This window comes from Pseudomonas sp. PB101, from assembly GCF_009764265.1.
Taxonomy (GTDB): domain Bacteria; phylum Pseudomonadota; class Gammaproteobacteria; order Pseudomonadales; family Pseudomonadaceae; genus Aquipseudomonas.
Map to the genome: position 1 here is coordinate 402,401 of NZ_RWIR01000092.1, position 18,004 is coordinate 420,404.

The window sequence follows — 18,004 nt, forward strand, 5'->3', positions numbered from 1 at the left end:
GCCCCGCGATCAACGCACCAGATGCAGGAACTGCATGTGCCGTTCGTACTGGTCGAGGATGTCGTTGATGATCTGCTCCTTGGTGTAGCCCATCAGATCGTAGTCCTGACTGCCCTCGCTCAAATGCACTTCGGCCCGGTAATAACGGCGATTGTTGAGTTGCTTGGAACCCATGCCGCCACGAGCAAAGGACGGCGTGAAGTAACCGCGCATCTGCACCTGATAAACGAACGGATGCTGATCGCCATGGCCGATTTCCAGGCTGACGCTGTCATTGGCCGGGTCCGGGTGTGTCGCTACGTGCAAACCCTTTTCGATGAACACGGCAGAGACTTCTTCAATCGCCGGGCGCACCGTCGTGTCGAGGAAGCGATAGACCTCATCGCGCGACGGAAAATGCACCGCCTGGCTCAAGCGTTGCCGCCAGCCGCCGCGCCGGGAACCGGACACCGGCGCCAGGGAATGCATCTGCGCGATCTGCTTCTGCGACTCCAGATAAAACGCCTTGTGCAGCCCCCACATCATCAACAGCAGGATCAACGAGAACGGCAACGACGTCAGGACCACCGCCGACTTCAGTGCATCGATGCTGCCCGAGAACAGCAAGGCACTGGTCACCAGCGCAGTCATTGCGCCCCAGAACACCCGCAGCCATTTCGGCCCGTCTTCATCGGGATTGCCGCCCTTGGCGGACAGCGTCGAGAGCACCACGGTGCCGGAGTCGGCCGAGGTGACGAAGAACACGAAGCTAATGAACACCGTGACCGCGATGACGGTTTTGCTCCACGGGTAGGTTTCCAGCAGCAGATAAAGAGTCATCGACGGGTTGTCGATGGCCGACATGCCCAGCGCGCTCATGCCGTGGTTGAGCACCTGGTCGATGGCGCTGTTGCCGAAGATCGACATCCACGCCAGGGTGAAGCCGAGCGGAATCAGCAGCACGCCGAAGACGAATTCGCGGATGGTCCGGCCACGGGAAATCCGCGCGATGAACAGGCCCACGAACGGCGACCAGGCAATCCACCAGGCCCAATAGAACACCGTCCAGCCGCCCAGCCAGTCGCTGGGTTTGTCGTAGGCGTAAAGGTCGAAACTCTTCATCGGCAAGGCGCCGAGATAATCGCCGACGTTCTGGATCAGGGTATTGAGCAAATGCTGCGTGGGGCCGGCGAACAACACGAACAGCAGCAGCGCACAGGCCAGCAGCATGTTGATGTCGGACATCACCCGCACGCCCTTGTCGACGCCGGATACGGCAACGATGATCGCCGCACCCATCATCAGCGTGATCAGGCCGACCTGAATCCATTGGGTGTGGGCGATGCCGAACAGGTAGTCCAGGCCCGAGTTGAGGTGCAACACGCCAAAGCCCATGTCGGCACCGAGGCCGAACACCGTGGCGATGATGCCGAAGCCATCCACCGCGTAGCCGATGGGGCCGTTGATGCGCTTGCCAATCAGCGGGTACAGCGCCGAGCGCAGGGCCAGCGGCAGGTTATGCCGGTAGGCAAAGTAGGCCAGCGCCATGCCGACAAAGGCGAATACACCCCAGCCATGCAGGCCCCAGTGCAGAAACAGAATCTGCATCGCCTGGCGCGCCGCATCCGCCGTACCGGCCTCGCCCTGGGGCGGTTGCAGCATGTGGGTCAGCGGCTCGGACACGCAGAAGAAAAACAGGGTGATGCTGATCCCGGCGGCGAACAACATGCCGGCCCAGGACAGGTAACTGAATTCGGGCTCGTCGTGGTCGGCACCGAGTTTGATCTTGCCGTAGCCCGATAACGCGGTGACCACCACGAAGACCAGATACAGGGTCATCGCCAGCAGGTAATACCAGCCGACCGTGTTGGCCGCCCAGTTTTGCGCCGCCAGCAACCAGGCACCGGCCTGCTCGGGCATGGCGATGACAACGATGCCAAACAACAGAATGAAACTCGCCGAGAACCAGAACACCGGCGGATTCATGCGGATCAGACCGCTTGGAGGAATGGACGATGCACTCATGTACGGTGCACCTCGAAGGGGAAAATCGTGGCTGTAGAAATCGGACTCAGCAAAGGCAAGCCTCCTGTTGTGAGCGGGCAGCGAACCACCGGTTTAACTTGAATGAACGTTCAAGTTAAACATGGATAGGGGGCTAAGGACTAATCGCAGGGCTCGGCGGTGGTGTTCTTACGCTAGCTCAAGGGAGGAAATAAGCAGGATTTAAAAGCTTCGCGAGCAGGCTCGCTCCCACAGAGGAACGCATTCCAATGTGGGAGCGAGCCTGCTCCGGGCGGCGTTCCGACGAAGAGGTCGGGACAGTCAATGAAGATTCAGGAGCTTACTTCTGCGCCCCATCATCATGCTGCAGGTTCGCCTGGGTCAGGTTGCTGCCCGCCGGCACGCTACGGGTCAGCCAGACATTGCCGCCTATGGTCGAACCCTGGCCGATGGTGATCCGCCCGAGAATCGTCGCCCCGGCATAGATCACCACGTCATCCTCGACAATCGGGTGCCGCGGCTGGCCTTTCTGCAACTGACCGTCTTCGTCCGCCGGGAAGCGCTTGGCGCCCAGGGTAACGGCCTGATAAATCCGCACGCGCTCGCCAATGATCGCCGTCTCGCCAATCACCACGCCTGTGCCGTGGTCGATGAAGAAACTGCGGCCGATCTGCGCACCGGGGTGGATGTCGATGCCAGTAGCCGAGTGGGCGATTTCCGCACTGATCCGCGCCAGCAACGGCAGCCCGGCGCGGTACAAATGGTGGGCAAGACGGTGGTGAATGACCGCCAGAATCCCCGGATAGCACAACAGCACTTCATCGACACTGCGCGCCGCCGGGTCACCGTGATAGGCCGCCAGCACGTCGGTGTCCAACAGGCTGCGCAGCCCCGGCAGAGCAAGGGCGAAGTCCTGAATGATCTGGATGGTCCTGGCTTCGATTTCGGTATCGGCCTGAGCACTGTGGCGCGCGGCGTAGCGCAGTTCGAGCCGCGCCTGGGCCAACAGCGCGTTCAGCGCCACATCCAGGGTATGGCCGACGTAGAAGTCTTCGCTCTCCTCGCGCAGGTCAACCGGCCCCAGTCGCATCGGGAACAGCGCACCGCACAAGGCTTCGAGAATCTCTGCCATGGCCGCCCGGGAGGGCAGCTCGCGACCGCCCTGTTCGGTACTGGCCCGGCCATTTTGCGCTCGCCACTGCTCACGCGCGGTGCGCAGCTGGCTGACGATGGTCTGCAATTGCCAATGGCTGGAACGCTCACTCACGGTAAAAAACTCCTCACGGGCGACCGGACTGTCTGGCCGCACTGACGGCGATTACTTTACGGCAAGGGTTGCGAGGCAAATTAAGAACCAATAGTGCTGTACTCAGTACAAATGGCTATAAGCGATTGGCGGTTGCCCAGGCTTTGGGGCGTGCCTATAGTCCTGAGATCTTCCACGGCCAGTACGGACCCATGATCAAACAACAGCTTGCCCGCTTTAACCGCCTCGACCTGCTCGGTCAGCCCACCGCCCTGGAAAAACTCGAACGCCTGTCGACCTGGCTTGGACGCGATGTTTACGTCAAGCGCGATGACCTGACGCCGCTGGCGATGGGCGGCAACAAGCTGCGCAAACTCGAATACCTGGCCGCCGATGCGCTGGCCCAGGGTGCCGACACCTTGATCACCGCCGGCGCGCTGCAATCGAACCACGTGCGCCAGACCGCCGCCATTGCCGCCAAACTGGGGCTGGGCTGCGTAGCCCTTCTGGAAAACCCCCTCGGCACCGATGACAGCAATTACACCGGCAACGGCAACCGGCTGCTGCTCGACCTGTTCGATTGCAAGGTCGAACTGGTGGAAAACCTCGACAACGCCGACGAGCAACTGCAAGCCCTGGCCAACCGACTGCGCAGCAACGGCAAGAAGCCGTACCTGGTGCCGATCGGTGGCTCCAATGCGCTGGGCGCCTTGGGCTATGTGCGCGCCGGACTGGAACTGGCCGAGCAGATCAAGGACACCGGCCTGGCCTTCGCCGCCGTGGTTTTGGCCTCGGGCAGCGCCGGTACCCACAGCGGTCTGGCCCTGGCCTTGAGCGAAGCACTGCCGGATCTGCCAGTGATCGGCGTGACGGTCTCGCGCAGCGATGAAGATCAGCGGCCAAAGGTTCAAGGCCTGGCCGAGCGCACCGCCGAACTGCTGGGCGTGAATCTGCCGGAGGCTTTCAAGGTCGAGTTGTGGGATGAGTATTTCGGCCCGCGTTATGGCGAACCGAATGCCGGCACACTGGCGGCGGTGAAGCTGCTGGCGGGGCAGGAAGGCTTGCTGCTGGACCCGGTCTACACTGGCAAGGCCATGGCGGGGTTGCTGGACGGGATCGGGCGTCAGCGTTTCGATGAGGGCCCGATTATCTTCCTGCACACCGGCGGGGCACCGGCGTTGTTTGCCTATAAGGAATTTCTGTAACGCTCGTACGGGTACAACGCGAACAATGTAGGAGCCGGCTTGCCAGCGAAAGCAATCGACCTGGCTATATATACCTTTAAGATATAACAAAAAGAATATTTATTATTTTCCTATCTAACGGCTCCATCTTATAGTCACGCCGCAGGCGAATTTGCAGCGAGACGCATAAGCTGCATTAGGGCAGGATATCGCAGTCGTCCAAATCCCGAATTTGCCAACTTTCCTAAAGCGTCTTCCATAAGAAAACACAGGGGCTTGTCATGAATTTTTCCGCACTACGTCGCAATCTGCTGGTGGGTTCTCTGGGCCTGGCATTGAGCGCCGGCCTGATCGGCCAGGCGGTTGCCGGTGAGCAGCTGCAACAAATCAAGGACAAAGGCGTAATCAACGTCGGCCTGGAAGGCACCTATCCACCGTTCAGCTTCGTCGATGCCGACGGCAAGCTGAGTGGCTTCGAAGTCGAGTTCTCCGAAGCCCTGGCCAAAGAGCTGGGCGTGAAGGTCAAGCTGCAACCCACCAAGTGGGACGGCATCCTGGCTGCCCTGGAATCCAAGCGTCTGGACGCAGTGATCAACCAGGTGACCATCTCCGAAGAGCGCAAGAAGAAGTATGACTTCTCCGAGCCCTACACCGTTTCCGGGATTCAGGCGCTGGTGCTGACCAAGAAAGCCGCCGAGCTGAACATCAAGTCCGCTGCCGATCTGGGCGGCAAGAAAGTCGGCGTGGGCCTGGGCACCAACTACGAACAGTGGGTGAAAGAGAATGTGCCGACCGCAGACATCCGCACCTACGAAGATGATCCGACCAAGTTCCAGGACCTGCGTGTCGGCCGTATCGATGCCATCCTGATCGACCGTCTGGCCGCACTGGAATATGCCAAGAAAGCCAAGGACACCACCGCTGCCGGTGACGCGTTCTCCCGTCAGGAAGCCGGTATTGCCCTGCGCAAAGGCGAGCCTGAACTGCTGGCCGCAGTGAACAAGGCAATCGACAAGCTGCGCGCCGATGGCACCCTGAAAAAGCTTTCGGAAAAATACTTCAACGCTGACGTCACTCAATAATGGAAGAAGCTTTTCAACTCGCGCTGGACTCCGCGCCCTTTCTGCTCAAGGGCGCGTACTACACGGTCATCCTCAGTCTGGGCGGGATGTTCTTCGGCCTGGTGATGGGGTTCGGCCTGGCGTTGATGCGCCTGTCGCGCTTCAAACTGGTGAGCTGGATCGCCCGCATCTACGTGTCGTTCTTTCGCGGCACGCCCTTGCTGGTACAGCTGTTCGTGATCTATTACGGCTTGCCGCAACTGGGTCTGGAACTTGATCCGCTACCGGCGGCCCTGATCGGCTTCTCGCTGAACATGGCCGCCTATGCCTGCGAAATCCTGCGTGCCGCGATCAGCTCCATCGAGCGCGGCCAGTGGGAAGCCGCTGCCAGTATCGGCATGACCCGTGCGCAGACCCTGCGCCGGGCCATCCTGCCGCAGGCGATGCGCACCGCATTGCCGCCGCTGGGCAACAGCTTCATTTCGCTGGTCAAGGACACCGCGCTGGCCGCCACCATCCAGGTGCCGGAGCTGTTCCGCCAGGCGCAGCTGATCACCGCCCGTACCTTCGAAATCTTCACCATGTATCTTGCCGCCGCACTGATCTACTGGGTCCTGGCCACGGTGCTTTCGCACCTGCAGAACCAGCTGGAAGCGCGGGTCAATCGGCACGACCAGGAGTCCTGACCCAATGATTGTCGTGGAAAAACTGACAAAGCAGTTCAAGGGTCAAGTCGTGCTCAACGGCATCGATCTAGAGGTCAAGGAAGGCGAGGTGGTGGCGATCATCGGCCCTAGCGGCTCGGGCAAGACCACCTTCCTGCGCTGCCTGAATTTTCTGGAAGAGCCCACCAGCGGCCGGATCAAGGTCGGTGATATCGAGATCGATACCAGCCGTCCCCTGAACCAGCAGCAGAGCCTGGTGCGGCGCTTGCGCCAGCACGTGGGTTTCGTGTTCCAGAACTTCAACCTGTTCCCTCACCGCACCGCCCTGGAAAACGTTATCGAAGGCCCGATCATCGTCAAGAAGATCCCGCTCGCCGACGCCGTTGCCCTGGGTAAAAAGCTCTTGGCCAAGGTCGGTCTGGCAGGCAAGGAGGACGCTTATCCGCGTCGCCTCTCCGGTGGTCAGCAACAGCGCGTGGCGATTGCCCGGGCGCTGGCGATGGAGCCGGAAGTGATCCTGTTCGACGAGCCGACCTCGGCCCTCGACCCGGAGTTGGTGGGCGAGGTATTGGCGACCATCCGCGGCCTGGCCGAAGAGAATCGCACCATGGTGATCGTCACCCACGAAATGGGTTTTGCCCGGGACGTGGCCAACCGTGTGGTGTTTTTCGACAAGGGTGTGATCGTCGAGCAAGGCGAAGCGAAGGCGTTGTTTGCCAACCCGAAAGAAGAGCGAACCAAACAGTTCCTGAGCAAGTTCCTGAATAACGCTCACAACTAACACCCCCGCGCAACAACGGTAATCTTCCATGGATGGAAGTGATACCCCTCGAAATAGCCATGATTAATACCAAACTAATTTTATCTATTCGACCTGCATATCCTGTATGCGTGCGCGGTACATACATACACATCACAACCATTAAACAGTGCTGACCAAGTCAGATCGTCCTTCGCGGACGGGGCTGATGACTTTGCAGAAATCCGCCCGTATTCACGTGCTTTCAGCGGATAACTTCGACGCATGGGCATGGTTTAATTACTTCAGATTGTAGGAATTTTCTGAATAACACGACACACCACCTATAACTAACAATTCTTATTGACACTTGATCCCCCTGACTCTTATCTAGTCTCCAGCCAGCGATACTCATCACGCCCTGATCATTATTTCAACTCAAGATAATGAATGGTTTTTCTATTCGTCTTTTAGTTTTTGATATTCCAGAAACGGACTTCGTTGCAAGACTTCAAGGAGACTCCATGAAAAGCACCCCGAACAAATCCGGGCTTGCAGCCCCGACCCTGGCGCAATCCAACAAGACCGGTATCAACGTCACGTGCGCGGCGCACCTGCTGATCGATGTGGCGCCCTACCCCACCATGGACGCCGGTGACCTGATCGAACTGTTCTGGGACGACTGCTACGTGGCCTCCCGCGTGCTGACGGCCAGCGATGTCGGCCAACCGGTGCAGCTACGAGTGCCCGAGAGTTTTATCGCCAACGGTACTTCACGCTTTCACTACCGCGTGATGCAGGTTGGCCGGGGCCCGGCGATATCGGCCAGCGCAAACGTGAAGATCAAACTCGACTGTCCAGGCGGCCAGCCCTCCGCTTTATGTGGCGATGAAAACCAGTGCCTGGCACCGGTGGGTATACCCGACGCGATTCGCCGTCATGGGGTGAATCCGAACCAGATCAAACGCGGTGTTCCCTTGACCATCGAGCCGTACGTGAACATGGCCGTCGATGATGAAATCACCCTGCGCTGGGGCGATGTGCGCATGGACCTGCCACGGCTCAAGCCCACCGATGTCGGCCAGCCGATCCAGGTCTGGATACCGCCGGCCATCATCCTCGAAGCCGGCGAAGATCTGCGGCTGGAAGTGACGTACTGCATTCTCGACAGGGTGGGCAACAACTCCCGCTGGGCACCGGCTCGGACACTGAAGATCGGGTGCGCCAATCCTTATCTGAAAGCCCCCCCGAAGCAATGTCTCAATGCGGCTGAATCCCGCAAGCAATGAACACCGCTTCTGTGGTGAGGGGGCTTGCCCCCTCACCACAGGGTTTGCGATCTCCCCCGAGAACACCCTTCTATGCATATTCCTAAAAGTTAGTTCATAAAATATTTATACACGTTTAGGGTATATGCACCGGACCACCGGACATCCTTGTTTTCATGCGCGGCCACAAGCGGCGCTTCCATAAGATGTGAGGTAGGTATGGTCCGGAACACAATCACCCCAGTGCAGATCGCCAGGGCATTGCGTGCAGCCAGGGAGTGGCACTGATGTCCAGTCTGGCAGATGCAATCGTCCAGAGTGACCTGGACATCGCCCCGCTGTTGTTGCCCGCACAAATCCTGCGCAACGATGCCCAAGCCATCAAGGCGGCCCAAGAACTGGCGCAAGTCGCGCGCCTGCAAGCAGCCAAACGTGACCGGCAGCGCAAGCTGCCATGGTCTGAAATCGAACAGTTCACCCGCAGCGGCCTGGGCAGCATTTCCATCCCCCGGGTGTACGGTGGTCCGCAGGTTTCGTTCGTCACCCTGGCCGAAGTGTTCGCGATCATTTCCGCCGCCGACCCGGCGCTGGGGCAGATCCCGCAAAACCAGTTCGGCATTCTCAACCTGATACTCGGCAGCGCCACCGACGCGCAGAAAAGACTACTGTTCAAAAGCGTCATCGATGGCTGGCGAATCGGCAACGCCGGGCCGGAGCGCGGCAGCAAGAACACCCTGGAACTGAAGGCGCGCATCACCGCTGACGGCGTCCTCAACGGTCAGAAATTCTATTCAACCGGCGCCCTGTTCGCCCATTGGGTCGCGGTCAAGGCATTGAACGACGACGGCAAACAAGTGCTGGCATTCATCCGTCGCGGCACGCCGGGATTGCGCATCGTCGATGACTGGTCCGGCTTTGGTCAGCGCACCACCGCCAGCGGCACGATCTTGCTCAACAACGTGCAGGTCGAACCCGAACTGGTTGTGGATAACTGGAAGATCAACGACACGCCGAACATCCAGGGGGCCGTCTCGCAACTGATTCAAGCGGCCATCGACGCCGGTATCGCCCGAGGCGCCATCGACGACGCCATCGATTTCGTGAAAACCCGCGCCCGCCCGTGGATCGACGCCAATGTCGAACGGGCCAGCGATGACCTGTATGTGATCGCCGATATCGGCAAGCTGAAAATCGAATTGCACGCTGCCGAAGCGCTGTTGCGCAAGGCCGGACAGGTGCTCGATCTGGTCAGCGCTGCGCCGCTCACCGCCGAGTCTGCCGCCCGCGCCTCGATTGCCGTGGCCGAAGCCAAAGTGCTGACCACCGAGATTTCGTTGCTGGCCAGCGAAAAACTGTTCGAACTGGCCGGCAGCCGCGCGACCCTCGCCGAATTCAACCTCGACCGCCACTGGCGCAACGCCCGGGTGCACACCCTGCACGACCCGGTGCGCTGGAAGTATCACGCGGTCGGCGCCTATCGCCTCAACGGCACGCTGCCGGCAAGACATTCCTGGATCTGACGACCAGACATCTGGAGAAGCATATGAGCATTTCTCACCCCGTCGCGGTCATTACCAGCGATGAGCAAGCCCTGATCATTGCCAGCGATCTGGCCGATGACTTCAAACGCGACAGCGCCCTGCGCGACCGCGAGCGCCGTTTGCCGCACCCGGAACTGGAAGTGTTTTCCCGCTCGGGCCTGTGGGGCGTCAGCGTGCCAAAAGAGTACGGCGGCGCCGGTGTTTCCAACGTCACCCTGGCCAAGGTCATCGCATTGATTGCCCAGGCCGACGGCTCGCTGGGGCAAATCCCGCAGAACCATTTCTATGCCCTCGAAGTGCTGCGCGTGAACGGCAGCCACGAGCAGAAACAACGTCTTTATGCCGAAGTCCTGGCCGGTCAGCGCTTCGGCAATGCGCTGGCCGAACTCGGCACCAAAACCGCACATGATCGCGTCACCCGCCTGACTCGCGACGGCAGCGGCTATCGCATCAACGGTCGCAAGTTCTACGCCACGGGCGCGATCTATGCCCAGCGCATTCCCACCTCGGTGGTGGATGAAAACGGCGTGCAGCAACTGGCGTTCGTGCCGCGCGACAGCAAGGGCCTGAGCGTGATCGACGACTGGAGCGGTTTCGGCCAGCGCACCACCGGCAGCGGTTCGGTGGTGTTCGAAGATGTCTTTGTTGCCGCCGAAGATGTCATCCCCTTTCAAAGTGCTTTCGAGCGCCCGACCCCGGTCGGCCCGCTGGCGCAGATTCTCCATGCCGCCATCGACACCGGCATCGCCCGCGCCGCTTATGAAGATGCGCTGCACTTCGTGCGTACCAAAACCCGGCCATGGATCGACGCCACCCACGAAAAGGCCACGGACGACCCACTGACCCTCAAGAGTTTCGGCCACCTGAGCATTCGCCTGCACGCCGCCGAGGCACTGCTCGAGCGTGCCGGTGAATACCTCGACAAGGCCCAGGCCGAGACGAATGCCGAGACCGTCGCGGCCGCGTCGATTGCCGTTGCCGAAGCCCGCGCCCTGAGCACCGAAATCTCCCTGGCCGCCGGCAGTACGCTGTTCGAACTGGCCGGCAGCCAGGCGACCTTGATCGAACACGGCCTCGACCGCCACTGGCGCAACGCCCGGGTGCACACCTTGCACGACCCGGTGCGCTGGAAGTACCACGCCGTGGGCAATTACTACCTCAACGATGAAAACCCGCCGCTGCGGGGGACCATCTGATGACCGCCGCGAAAAAGAAAATCCTGCTCAACGCGTTCAACATGAACTGCATCGGGCACATCAACCACGGTTTGTGGACGCACCCGCGTGACACGTCAACCCGCTACAACACCATCGAATACTGGACCGAACTGGCGCAGCTGCTGGAGCGCGGGTTGTTCGACGGCCTGTTCATCGCCGACATCGTCGGGGTCTATGACGTCTACCAGAACTCGGTGGACGTGCCGCTCAAAGAGTCAATCCAGCTACCGGTCAACGATCCGCTGTTGCTGGTCTCGGCCATGGCGGCGGTCACTAAAAACCTCGGTTTCGGCCTGACCGCCAACCTCACCTACGAAGCGCCGTATCTGTTCGCCCGACGCCTGTCGACGCTCGATCACCTGAGCCGTGGCCGCGTTGGCTGGAACATCGTCACCGGCTACCTCGACAGCGCCGCCAAGGCCATGGGCCTGAGCGAACAGGTCGAGCATGACCGCCGCTACGACCAGGCCGACGAGTACCTGGAGGTGCTCTACAAACTCCTGGAAGGCAGTTGGGAAAACGGCGCGGTGCTGAACGACCCGCAACAGCGGATCTACGCGCAACCCGAGAAAGTGCACAAGGTCGAGCACAAGGGCGAGTTCTATCAGGTCGAGGGTTATCACCTCAGTGAACCCTCGCCGCAGCGCACGCCGGTGCTGTTCCAGGCCGGCAGCTCGGATCGCGGTTTGCTGTTCGCCGGGCGACATGCCGAGTGCGTGTTCATCAGCGGCCAGACCAAGGCCTCGACCAAGGTGCAGGTGGACAAGGTGCGCGCCAGCGCCATCGAAGCCGGGCGCAACCCCGAGGACATCAAGGTGTTCATGGGCCTGAACGTGATCGTTGGAGCCACCGAAGAGCTGGCCTGGGCCAAGCGCGCCGAATACCTGAGCTACGCCAGTGCCGAAGCCGGTGTGGCGCACTTTTCGGCGTCCACCGGGATCGATTTTTCTCAGTATGAAATTGACGAACCGATCCAGTACGTGAAGAGCAACGCGATCCAGTCCGCCACCAAACACCTGCAAAACAACGACTGGACCCGACGCAAACTGCTGGAGCAACACGCCCTCGGCGGTCGCTACATCACCGTGGTCGGCTCGCCTGAACAGGTGGCCGATGAGCTGGAATCCTGGATCGCCGAAACCGGGCTGGATGGCTTCAACCTGACCCGCATCGTCACGCCGGAAAGCTATGAGGATTTCATCGAACTGGTGATTCCCGAGTTGCAACGGCGCGGGTCGTACAAGACGGCGTACGACAGCGGCACCTTGCGCGAAAAGCTGTTTCAGCGGGAGGCATTTTTGCCTGAGCAACATACCGGTTCCGCGTTTCGCCGCTAAAAGCTTCGCGAGCAGGCTCGCTCCCACAGGGATTGTGTGAACACCCAAGATCCACTGTGGGAGCGAGCCTGCTCGCGAAGAGGCCTGACCAAACGACACAAACCATATGCACTGACTGGATAACTCATCATGAAAAAGAACTACCTCTCCCACCCAGTCAAAGCACTGGCCCTGGCCCTCGGCCTGTTCAGCTCGGCAACCTTCGCCGCCGACGCCGCGCTGAAAATCGGCACCACCGCCGCCTTCGCCATTCCCCTGGAAGCGGCCGTCGAAGAAGCCGGCAAACAGGGCCTGAAAGTCGAGCTCGTAGAGTTCACCGACTGGATCGCGCCGAACGTCAGCCTCGCCGCCGGCGACATCGACGTGAACTACTTCCAGCACATTCCGTTCCTGGAAAACGCCAAGGCTGCGTCCGGTTTCGACCTGGTGCCGTTCGCGCCGGGCATCATCAACAACGTCGGCCTCTATTCGAAGAAATACAAAAGCTTCGACGAACTGCCGCAAGGCGCCAGCGTGGCCATCGCCAACGACCCGATCAACAGCGGACGCGGCCTGCAACTGCTGGCCAAGGCCGGTCTGATCACCCTCAAGCCCGGCGTCGGCTACAAGGCCACCGAAGAAGACATCATCGCCAACCCGAAGAAAATCAAGATCCTCCAGGTCGAAGCGGTGCAGTTGGTGCGCGCCTATGACGACGCCGACCTGGTGCAGGGCTACCCCGCCTACATTCGCTTGGCGAAAACCTTCGATGCCGGCTCCGCGCTGCTGTTCGACGGCCTCGACCACAAGGAGTACGTGATCCAGTTCGTGATCCAGCCGAAAAGCAAAACCGACCCGCGCCTGATCAAGTTCGTCGACATCTACCAGCACTCACCCGCTGTGCGCGCCGCGCTGGATAAAGCCCACGGCAAGCTCTACCAAGCCGGTTGGGAAAGCTGAGCATGACCGCCGCGATCCAACGGCGACTGGAGATTCCAGAGCCTCAACGTGCTGAACAAACCGAACTGCATCCCGAGCTCAATCGTGCCCATGTGCGCTTCATCAATCTGGGCAAAACCTACAACGGCCAGCAAGGCCCGGTGGCCGCGTTGCACGGCATCGACCTGGCGATCCAGCGCGGCGAAGTGTTCGGCATCATCGGCCGCAGCGGCGCCGGCAAGTCGTCGCTGATCCGCACCATCAACCGCCTGGAACAACCGAGCAGCGGTCGGGTGCTGATCGATCAGGTGGACATCGGCGAGTTCGACGAAGACCGCCTGGTGGCGCTGCGTCGACGCATCGGCATGATCTTCCAGCACTTCAACCTGATGTCGGCCAAGACCGTTTGGCAGAACGTCGAACTGCCTTTGAAAGTCGCTGGCGTGCCCAAGGAAAAACGCGAGCAAAAAGTTCGCGAATTGCTGGAACTGGTCGGCCTGCAAGCCAAGCACAAGGCCTACCCGGCGCAATTGTCCGGCGGGCAGAAACAGCGCGTGGGCATTGCCCGGGCGCTGGTGCATGACCCGCAAATACTGCTGTGCGACGAAGCCACTTCCGCGCTCGACCCGGAGACCACGCAATCGATTCTCGGCCTGCTGCGTGAGATCAATCAGCGCCTGGGACTGACCATCGTATTGATCACCCACGAGATGGCGGTGATTCGCGAGATCTGTGATCGGGTGGTTGTCCTGGAACACGGACGCATCGTCGAGCAAGGTCCGGTGTGGGAAGTGTTCGGCAACCCGCAGCACGAGGTCAGCAAGACATTGCTGGCGCCGTTGCAGCACGCATTGCCCAAAGAGTTGCAAAGCCGTTTGCAGCCGCAGCCAAAGTCCTCCGACGCAGCCGTAGTCCTGCGCTTGCAGTTCACCGGTAGCCAACGCGACGAACCGGACCTGGCCGCGCTGTTCAGCGCCCTGGGTGGGCGAGTGCGACTGCTGCAAGGCGGCGTGGAACGGATTCAGGGTCACGCCCTCGGGCAACTGCTGCTGGCGGTGACCGGCTCGTCCCTCGACGCCGAGGAGTTGTGTCAACGCGCCGCCCATTGGGCGCAACAGGTGGAGGTACTGGGCTATGTGGTTTGATCGCTTGCTGCAAGGTTTCATCGACACGTTTTTGATGGTCGGTGTGTCGTCGTTGATTGCACTGTTGGCGGGCATCCCGCTGGCGGTAATCCTGGTCACCAGCTCCAAGGGCGGCATCTTCGAAGCCCCAGGGCTGAACCGCGTTTTGGGTGCTTTCGTGAACCTGTTTCGCTCGGTGCCGTTTCTGATTTTGATGGTGGCGCTGATTCCGTTCACCCGATTGATCGTCGGGACCACCTATGGCGTATGGGCGGCCGTGGTGCCGCTGACCATCGCGGCTACACCGTTCTTTGCGCGCATTGCCGAGGTCAGCTTGCGCGAGGTCGACCACGGTTTGATCGAAGCGGCGCAAGCCATGGGTTGCCGGCGTTGGCACATCGTTTGGCATGTGTTGTTGCCGGAAGCGCTGCCGGGGATTGTCGGCGGGTTCACCATTACCCTCGTGACGATGATCAACTCGTCGGCCATGGCCGGGGCGATTGGCGCAGGCGGCTTGGGAGACATCGCGTATCGGTATGGGTATCAGCGCTTTGATAGCCAGATCATGTTGACGGTGATTGTGTTGCTGGTGGCGTTGGTGGCGGTGATTCAGTTGGGTGGGGATCGGTTGGCTCAGGGGTTGAATAAGCGTTGACCCAGGGAAGATTATTCCTACGCAGACCGTAGGAATAATCAACAGATAAATGCAGCTCATAGCACCTTGAATTACTTAACCAATGGATATGCCAAAGACTTCACCAGAATGGCGATAGAGTCTGCATTAGATAAAAGAACGCGATTTAAAAGCTCAGGGTTATCATTCAATTGCTTCTCAATACCGACTGCATCCGCTTTACCAAAGTATTTTTCTCGCCTTTCCGCGATGATATATTTCATTGAGTACTCTCCTATACTCGAATTTTGCAGACCGCTTGAAACCACATCAACTATCGAAGCAGATCTGTTTACATCATCGGGTTTTAAAACCCTATCAGCCGCATAATACATAAAATCCCAGGTAGGTTTTTTAAGACGATGTGATGACTCATGAATAATGATTGTCATTAACTCAACCGGTGACTTATCAAGAGCGTCACCACTTAAAAATATCCGCTTCTTTTTATCTTCGGGATGTGTGGATGCCACACTCGGGAGAATTTCACTCTTCGTTGACCAAACTAGCTGTTCAGCTCTGTCGCCCGCGTATTTATCGGCAGTTTTCTTTAACGGAATGAGTATTTTCAGCAAAGCGCTCCTCAAATCTTCAGGTTTAGCGAACGTGCCGAAGATTCTCGATGTAAAATCGCGATATACGGTATCCACATCACCTTCTTGCAGTACTCTGATCGCCTCACCTGTTGCAATTGGAACATTCCTTAACGCCGCCTCTAAACGCTCCCCCTTTTCCGCATTTACTTGCTTTATCTCACTTAGCCCTCGCGCAACAATTTCACTACCCCAGCTTGCTCTTGTCTTTTCCAATACATCATTTTTACCTTTGTACTTGACCAGACCGAGAGCATCTCGATAGTTGATCGCGTTATTTCCGCAAAACATATATAAATTAAGACCATCCATACTCCCACTTGGATCAGCACTTACCCAACGTCGTAACCACGGTGCGTAATACCGATAACCGTAGTAATAAAGCCCCGTCGTATCCCGTTCCTTGCCCGAATAACGGATGGTCTTGTATTTGGCCACCAATGCACTTTTGCCCGCCCAGCACGCCGTGCCGCCAAAGGGGTAATAGTGCTCATGAGTCAGCACGCCCGCCTCATGGTCAAGTTCCAGGGTGCTGGAGCCAAGGTGATCGCTGAGGCTGTAACGCCATTGATCGCCATGCTCACCTTGGGGCCAGTGCCGCGCCCGCACGTTGTTGCGCCCGGCTTCGACGCTGATCACGTGATGTTCTTCGCCATCGGCCTGGTGGTGGACTTCCAGACCCGGGAGGTAGCGGATCTCAGTGCGCAGGGTGCGGCCACTGCTTTGGACAAAACCCACTTTGCGCAAGCGATGGCCGGGGCGGTCGTAGCGGTAGCATTCGTAGTCGTCGGGGTCGGTTTCGCGGTTAACCAAGGTCACGTGGTGCAATTGGTTGCGTACGTCCCAAAGCATGGCTTGGCCGCGCTGCAGTTCCTGTTGATTGCCAGCGGCATCGAAACCCGAGGCGATATCGGGCTCGCCCGGCAGCGAACCGTCGTCACGTTGCCCGAGGCTGCGGTTGCTGCGTGTCGAGGTGAACATCGAGAAGCCAGGTGCACCGCTGTGCTGGCGGGTGATGAGATTGCCACCCCGGTCGTACTCGAAACGTTGGGTGTAATTGCGCCGTTGATTGGGGTCCAGCGGTGTGGGCAACAGTTCGGGTAGCGCGGGCCCATGACTCGGCTGGCTGACTTCCCAGCCCTGAGCCTCTACCAGTTGATAGAGGCTGTCGTAGCGGTAGTTGTTGATCGGGTCGATGCGCTGATTGTTGAAATGGGTCACGGGTTGGGACAGGTCGTGCAACTCGACGATGTTGCCCATCGCGTCATAGACGTAGTTCAGGTCCTGCAAGGGTTTTTGGTTGCCGAGCGCCGCCACCAGCCGGATCAGCCGACCGTCATCGGCAGCGTACTCGGCATGGGTCACTACACCATTGCCCGCAGTTTCGCGCTCGACCTGATCCTGGGCGTTGTAGCGGATGTCGCTGACCGGGCGTTGCGGCGGCTTTTCAGGGTCAGCCATTTGCAGCCAGACCACATTCAACTTGCCCGCTACGTCGTAGCTAAAGGTGCGAACGTTGCCCATTGCATCGGTTTGTCGCTGAAGCTCTTCGTCGGGATTGAAGGTGTGGCGGGTGATGAACGATTGGGCTTCCAACCATGAATCGCGTTCATCGAAATCCAGCGGCCAATCCGGTGTTTCGAGGTCGGCGAGAAAGCGTTGCGCTTCAACCAGCACTGCACCCGCGAGCCCATAGTCAACGACACACTGCGTGCCTGCCGGATGGTCATGGCGGGTCAACTGCCCACATTGGTTGTGCTTGGCGAACGCTGGATCGGCGCCAGCATAGGTCAGCCGCTCCACCACGCGTGGCGACTCTCCAGCAGCCTGCTCCAAGATTGTGACCGGCCGCTGTTGATCGTCATGTTCGGTGTGGCGCTGACTGCCACGTGCATCCCAGAACGAACCGGGCAAACCCGCCTGATCCAGCAAACTCAACTGCCAACCGGCATCGACGCTGTCCGTCAGCAACGGTTGCCCGCTCAAACCGTAGCGTGTGGCCAGGTTCGGTTGCGGCGCCATGCCCCACAAACGTGGGTCCCAGGACTCGACCAAGCGCCCCGCCGTATCGAAGCGTTGCCGGGTGATGCGTGGATCAATCACCGGGCTATCGGGGTGGCGGCAATAACCGACGCTGCGGATTGCCAGGGCGCGTGGATCGATGACCGACAGCGTGGGTGTCGCGGCGTGGGGGTTCATTACGCTGTCGGTCCTTCCCTATGACTGAGGACAGACTGAACTTTTTTTGACCGAGCCGAAACTGTAAGAAGTTACAGGTAGATGTCTTTGAAAGCAGGCAAGAGTCCTGATCAAAAGGGAAGTTTTCGTACAGGAAAATCAGCAGTTTTGCAGGTTCTATCCCTTTCTTTTGCAGGACATTTCCTAGATCATTTCGCTCGCTTGCGCCTGCCGAATCCGATGGCTAGTCTCGGTCCGTCACTGCTTATCAGTGATC

Annotated in this window: 14 protein-coding genes; 11 read left to right on the forward strand and 3 right to left on the reverse strand. The window is 59.3% G+C overall.

The annotated features are described in order from the left end of the window. Positions 1-9: 9 nt before the first annotated feature. Both betT and epsC read right to left on the reverse strand, forming a co-directional pair. Positions 10-1,965, reverse strand: a complete 1,956-nt coding sequence (gene betT, locus EI969_RS29330) for a choline transporter BetT (protein WP_160390825.1) — start codon at positions 1,963-1,965, stop codon at positions 10-12. 358 nt (positions 1,966-2,323) lie between these two features. After that, on the reverse strand, positions 2,324-3,250 hold the full coding sequence (gene epsC / locus EI969_RS29335) for a serine O-acetyltransferase EpsC (RefSeq protein WP_150716138.1): 927 nt from the start codon (positions 3,248-3,250) through the stop codon (positions 2,324-2,326). 191 nt (positions 3,251-3,441) lie between these two features. Between epsC and EI969_RS29340 the strand changes: the two genes are divergently transcribed. From EI969_RS29340 to EI969_RS29390, 11 genes are all read left to right on the forward strand, one after another. Continuing rightward, positions 3,442-4,434 (forward strand): D-cysteine desulfhydrase, encoded by a 993-nt coding sequence (locus EI969_RS29340; protein ID WP_160390764.1) that lies wholly within the window; start codon positions 3,442-3,444, stop codon positions 4,432-4,434. A 260-nt stretch (positions 4,435-4,694) separates the two neighbouring features. Then, positions 4,695-5,495 (forward strand): cystine ABC transporter substrate-binding protein, encoded by an 801-nt coding sequence (gene tcyJ / locus EI969_RS29345; protein ID WP_160390765.1) that lies wholly within the window; start codon positions 4,695-4,697, stop codon positions 5,493-5,495. Continuing rightward, positions 5,495-6,160, forward strand: a complete 666-nt coding sequence (gene tcyL, locus EI969_RS29350) for a cystine ABC transporter permease (protein WP_007983131.1) — start codon at positions 5,495-5,497, stop codon at positions 6,158-6,160. Before tcyJ ends, tcyL begins: the two co-directional genes overlap by 1 nt. Before the next feature lie 4 nt (positions 6,161-6,164). Further along, the gene (gene tcyN / locus EI969_RS29355) at positions 6,165-6,920 is read left to right on the forward strand and encodes an L-cystine ABC transporter ATP-binding protein TcyN (RefSeq protein ID WP_160390766.1); all 756 of its coding nucleotides are present in this window, start codon (positions 6,165-6,167) and stop codon (positions 6,918-6,920) included. Positions 6,921-7,402: 482 nt separating this feature from the next. Continuing rightward, the gene (locus EI969_RS29360; protein ID WP_160390767.1) at positions 7,403-8,167 is read left to right on the forward strand and encodes a hypothetical protein; all 765 of its coding nucleotides are present in this window, start codon (positions 7,403-7,405) and stop codon (positions 8,165-8,167) included. A 266-nt stretch (positions 8,168-8,433) separates the two neighbouring features. Beyond that, complete coding sequence (locus tag EI969_RS29365; protein ID WP_160390768.1) at positions 8,434-9,666, forward strand: SfnB family sulfur acquisition oxidoreductase; 1,233 nt, start codon at positions 8,434-8,436, stop codon at positions 9,664-9,666. A 23-nt stretch (positions 9,667-9,689) separates the two neighbouring features. After that, complete coding sequence (locus EI969_RS29370) at positions 9,690-10,883, forward strand: SfnB family sulfur acquisition oxidoreductase (protein WP_160390769.1); 1,194 nt, start codon at positions 9,690-9,692, stop codon at positions 10,881-10,883. After that, on the forward strand, positions 10,883-12,241 hold the full coding sequence (locus EI969_RS29375; protein WP_160390770.1) for an LLM class flavin-dependent oxidoreductase: 1,359 nt from the start codon (positions 10,883-10,885) through the stop codon (positions 12,239-12,241). Before EI969_RS29370 ends, EI969_RS29375 begins: the two co-directional genes overlap by 1 nt. A 129-nt stretch (positions 12,242-12,370) precedes the next feature. Then, positions 12,371-13,180, forward strand: a complete 810-nt coding sequence (locus EI969_RS29380; RefSeq protein ID WP_160390771.1) for a MetQ/NlpA family ABC transporter substrate-binding protein — start codon at positions 12,371-12,373, stop codon at positions 13,178-13,180. A 2-nt stretch (positions 13,181-13,182) separates the two neighbouring features. Further along, on the forward strand, positions 13,183-14,304 hold the full coding sequence (locus tag EI969_RS29385) for a methionine ABC transporter ATP-binding protein (RefSeq protein WP_160390772.1): 1,122 nt from the start codon (positions 13,183-13,185) through the stop codon (positions 14,302-14,304). Next, a complete protein-coding gene (locus tag EI969_RS29390) occupies positions 14,294-14,938 on the forward strand; it encodes a methionine ABC transporter permease (RefSeq protein ID WP_160390773.1) in 645 nt (214 codons plus the stop codon). Before EI969_RS29385 ends, EI969_RS29390 begins: the two co-directional genes overlap by 11 nt. A gap of 71 nt (positions 14,939-15,009) precedes the next feature. On the opposite strand, the gene EI969_RS29395 is transcribed toward EI969_RS29390, so the two are convergent. Beyond that, a complete protein-coding gene (locus EI969_RS29395; protein WP_160390774.1) occupies positions 15,010-17,748 on the reverse strand; it encodes an RHS repeat domain-containing protein in 2,739 nt (912 codons plus the stop codon). Positions 17,749-18,004: the final 256 nt, after the last annotated feature.

Coding starts and splice junctions, on each gene's coding strand:
- betT (WP_160390825.1), bottom strand. CDS start 1,965: ATGAATCCGCCGGTGTTCTGGTTCTCGGCGAGTTTCATTCTGTTGTTT.
- EI969_RS29340 (WP_160390764.1), top strand. CDS start 3,442: ATGATCAAACAACAGCTTGCCCGCTTTAACCGCCTCGACCTGCTCGGT.
- tcyJ (WP_160390765.1), top strand. CDS start 4,695: ATGAATTTTTCCGCACTACGTCGCAATCTGCTGGTGGGTTCTCTGGGC.
- tcyL (WP_007983131.1), top strand. CDS start 5,495: ATGGAAGAAGCTTTTCAACTCGCGCTGGACTCCGCGCCCTTTCTGCTC.
- tcyN (WP_160390766.1), top strand. CDS start 6,165: ATGATTGTCGTGGAAAAACTGACAAAGCAGTTCAAGGGTCAAGTCGTG.
- EI969_RS29360 (WP_160390767.1), top strand. CDS start 7,403: ATGAAAAGCACCCCGAACAAATCCGGGCTTGCAGCCCCGACCCTGGCG.
- EI969_RS29365 (WP_160390768.1), top strand. CDS start 8,434: ATGTCCAGTCTGGCAGATGCAATCGTCCAGAGTGACCTGGACATCGCC.
- EI969_RS29370 (WP_160390769.1), top strand. CDS start 9,690: ATGAGCATTTCTCACCCCGTCGCGGTCATTACCAGCGATGAGCAAGCC.
- EI969_RS29375 (WP_160390770.1), top strand. CDS start 10,883: ATGACCGCCGCGAAAAAGAAAATCCTGCTCAACGCGTTCAACATGAAC.
- EI969_RS29380 (WP_160390771.1), top strand. CDS start 12,371: ATGAAAAAGAACTACCTCTCCCACCCAGTCAAAGCACTGGCCCTGGCC.
- EI969_RS29385 (WP_160390772.1), top strand. CDS start 13,183: ATGACCGCCGCGATCCAACGGCGACTGGAGATTCCAGAGCCTCAACGT.
- EI969_RS29390 (WP_160390773.1), top strand. CDS start 14,294: ATGTGGTTTGATCGCTTGCTGCAAGGTTTCATCGACACGTTTTTGATG.
- EI969_RS29395 (WP_160390774.1), bottom strand. CDS start 17,748: ATGAACCCCCACGCCGCGACACCCACGCTGTCGGTCATCGATCCACGC.